The 3,121-nt window shown below is 40.1% G+C and carries 5 protein-coding genes and 1 pseudogene; 2 read left to right on the forward strand and 4 right to left on the reverse strand.

Annotation, left to right across the window (positions count from 1 at the left end):
• Positions 1 to 132 precede the first annotated feature (132 nt).
• From tnpC to FC89_RS09775, 4 genes are read right to left on the reverse strand one after another with little or no spacing between them, the layout of a single operon-like run.
• A complete protein-coding gene (gene tnpC, locus FC89_RS09765; RefSeq protein ID WP_338040054.1) occupies positions 133 to 1,398 on the reverse strand; it encodes an IS66 family transposase in 1,266 nt (421 codons plus the stop codon).
• On the reverse strand, positions 1,347 to 1,673 hold the full coding sequence (locus FC89_RS12860) for a transposase (RefSeq protein WP_235804415.1): 327 nt from the start codon (positions 1,671 to 1,673) through the stop codon (positions 1,347 to 1,349). Before FC89_RS12860 ends, tnpC begins: the two co-directional genes overlap by 52 nt.
• 48 nt (positions 1,674 to 1,721) lie before the next feature.
• On the reverse strand, positions 1,722 to 2,084 hold the full coding sequence (gene tnpB / locus FC89_RS09770; RefSeq protein WP_057872379.1) for an IS66 family insertion sequence element accessory protein TnpB: 363 nt from the start codon (positions 2,082 to 2,084) through the stop codon (positions 1,722 to 1,724).
• A complete protein-coding gene (locus tag FC89_RS09775; RefSeq protein ID WP_057872380.1) occupies positions 2,074 to 2,256 on the reverse strand; it encodes a hypothetical protein in 183 nt (60 codons plus the stop codon). Before FC89_RS09775 ends, tnpB begins: the two co-directional genes overlap by 11 nt.
• Positions 2,257 to 2,338: 82 nt before the next feature.
• Between FC89_RS09775 and FC89_RS09780 the strand changes: the two are divergent.
• Positions 2,339 to 2,503: pseudogene (locus tag FC89_RS09780) on the forward strand (acetyl-CoA carboxylase); the annotation flags it as partial.
• On the forward strand, positions 2,496 to 2,882 hold the full coding sequence (locus tag FC89_RS09785) for a hypothetical protein (RefSeq protein WP_057872381.1): 387 nt from the start codon (positions 2,496 to 2,498) through the stop codon (positions 2,880 to 2,882). The pseudogene FC89_RS09780 and the gene FC89_RS09785, both read left to right, overlap by 8 nt.
• Positions 2,883 to 3,121 lie beyond the last annotated feature (239 nt).

Below are 3,121 nucleotides of genomic sequence, written 5' to 3' on the forward strand. Positions count from 1 at the left end.
TGTTTTTCCACCCGCAAAGCAGGTGGTTTTTTGTTTCGCACGCACGCGAGCTCAACGTAAGCACCCAATAACAGACCGTTAAAAAATAAATGGACCATCGCCTCGTTTTTGAGGTGATGGTCCATTGGTAGTTTATGCTTCAGCCTGTTTGATTGGAGTAGATTTATAATTCCATGGTAAATAAGCCTCCAGCTCATTCTCAATTTGCCAATCTGAAAGTTGTGAAACAGTTTTTAACAAAAATTCGATATATTCCCTAGGATTAATTCCGTTTGCTTTGGCACTTTCAACGATGCTCATCCAGATGGCATTTGCTTCAGCCCCTTGAGGGCTGGTTGAGAATAGCCAATTTTTACGGCCGATAACGTAACTTTTCATATTATGTTCCGATGCATTATTGGTGAAGTCGACTTCACCATAAAGTAGTACTCGATTTAAGGCAGCTCGTTGTCCTTGTGCGTAGGCAATCGCTTTTCCTAAACGTGTTTTAGGTAGGACATCTGCCATATCGCACCACTGCCAAAATTCATCAAGTAACGGCTTTAGATTTTTTTGCCGCGCTTGGTATCGTGTGGCACTATCCAATTTTCGCCACTTCTGTTCTTCATGCATCATCTGACTAATTAAGGTTAATCCTTTTGACGCATGAAAGTGTTTCTTGTCGATATTGGCATCATCGTAGAACTTACGTCGTACGTGTGCCCAACAACCGACATGTTCGACTGAATCTGCGATAGCGTTATAGCCATAGTAGCCATCACACTGAAGAACTCCCGTAAATCCGGAATACAGTTGCTGCGCAACTTTTCCAGCTCGACTATCTGCATAGTGATAAAACACAATTTGATGCTGGGCACGACCGATGGTTCGTGCAAGCCAAATATAGGACTTACTGGTGGCTAACTTGCCTGGTTCCTGTAAAACCTGATAGGGTGTTTCATCACCTTGAAGAAATTTCTGAGCTATCAAATTTTGTCGCAGTAAGTCGTAAACTGGTTTTATGATCTGAGCACAGGCAATCATCCAATTACCCATAGTTTTATCGCTTAAATCCAATCCTTGATTTTTCCAATATCCTTTTTGTCGGTATAGCGGTGTACCAAGAATATATTTGTGATAAGCAATTTCCGATACTAGAGAAGCTGAAGCCATGCTGTGAGGCATTAACGCCCGTGGCGCGTTTCCTTGGTAAAGATGGCTAATCGCATCTTGTTGATCACACTGATGACATTTGTAAGTCGCTTCGTATATGTTTGCGACATATAGTCGCCCTGGGATCATGCGAACTTCTTGTCGTACATAATGTCTACCAACTCGTTGAAGATTGTGTCCGTGTGAACACAGCTTCAACGTAGGTTCATGTACTTCATCTTCCGTTGGAAGATCAGTGCTGATGATCTCAAATCGTTTTCGTTTTGCTTTACGTGTCTTGCCGTTTTCGCCGGTTCTTCGCTTTGTTGGCCAGTCTGCTCTGGTTCGGTAAAAACACTATTGTCCTCAAATAACGATTGTTGATTAGGATTACCAAGTTTTTCGGAATGACGCCCATATAACTTATTGGTCAGGTACGCAATGTTTTCGTTAAGCTGTTTGATTTCTTTCAGAAATTCAGCTTGTTGTTTCAACAATTCTTGATTCTGCCGAAGCAAATATTTTTCAGTTGACGTCATCATTGCGTATCACCACCGTTCATTATTGTGTTGGCTTGATTTTACCACTGATCACCGTTGGTGCCTAGTGTTTTTTGGTGGTGTACTCTGTTTTATCGAAGACTCTAGTGACCAACTCGAAAGTAGTCTCTCAAGTTGCTTTGAATGTAGTCTTTTGACTTCGTTCCTGTTTCTTGGCCATTGAAGTCTGCCATTCTCAATGCGCTTATAAAGCAACAGAAAGCCATCGCCATCCCAGAGTAGGGCTTTGAATCGATCTTTCCGTGTCCCACAAAACATAAATAACGATTTACTGTAGGGGTTAAGATCATATTGTTGGCTGACGACGTTAGCCAATCCGTCAATTCCACGTCGCAAATCAGTTTTTCCACACACTAAATAAATGCCGTGAAGTTGCCGTATATCAATGATCATTTCTAAACACCGCCTTTAATAATGCATCCAAAATGTAGTTGTTGACTCGATTGTAAACCACAACAGTCTTACTTTCACCAAGTTTCATTTGAAACGCTTTGCTAGTAGTGGTGGGTTGAACCCCTTTTGGCTGATCCAATTTTACTTGAACAATTTCCTGATCATTATGCAAAAAATCACCTCATCATATTTGATAAAGTGATTCTACCGCGATCTAATGTGTAATTGTAGTCGGTCTGTTATTGGGTGCTTACGTTCCTTTACATAAATTAGCACACTATGATTTAGCTGATTTGGAGACGCTACTAAAAGCTTTGCGACAAAAGATTAAACTAACGATCGAATTTGTTGGCTTTACTGGTGAACGCTGGCCTAAAAGTCAAAAGTTAATTCAACGAAAGCGGGTGCCCCTTGAATAACCAAGACTTTGACTTAGATACGGTTAAGCACTTCTTTGAACATGATTATCACGACCGAGGCATGATGAAATGGCAGGGGTTCTATTTGTCCGATCATACCGCCGCGCTAAATCAACAAAACAAGCAGTTGAATGCAGTCTATGTCCCACGACCGCAGCAATCCTTAGCGGAACTGACACAAGTGCTGGCCGACGCGTATCAAAGTCAACAACTGGTAACGATTCAGCTAAAAACGGTTGACCAAAATAACCACCATTTGCCGGATATAACGACTTTAATTCATGGCTACAATGCTAATGATATCGTGATTGATTCTGATTGTTTCGTCCCACTGCAAGAAATTCGCAATGTGGCATTCAAAAACGAAAAGTTAATATAACGAATAAACATTGTTTTAAGCGGTATTAGTTAAATATAAAATTACACATTTGATTATGTTCAATCATTTATTTTACAATCTACCTGAAGACTATTAAAATTTGTATTTCTTATTAATTATTTCACACTATTTACAATAACTATCAACTGTTATGAAACACATTTTAGCGCCTAAAATACGTTGGGGAGTGTCAAGAAGTTTGTGTAAAAAGGGATTGCCCTTTCTCCATAAAATTAAAT

It is taken from the genome of Liquorilactobacillus ghanensis DSM 18630 (assembly GCF_001435235.1).
GTDB classification, from domain to species: Bacteria; Bacillota; Bacilli; order Lactobacillales; family Lactobacillaceae; genus Liquorilactobacillus; species Liquorilactobacillus ghanensis.

What these genes read in the sequence shown, in the direction of transcription:
- FC89_RS12860 (WP_235804415.1), bottom strand. Translation starts at nt 1,673, where the DNA reads ATGATGACGTCAACTGAAAAATATTTGCTTCGGCAGAATCAAGAATTG.
- tnpB (WP_057872379.1), bottom strand. Translation starts at nt 2,084, where the DNA reads ATGATCATTGATATACGGCAACTTCACGGCATTTATTTAGTGTGTGGA.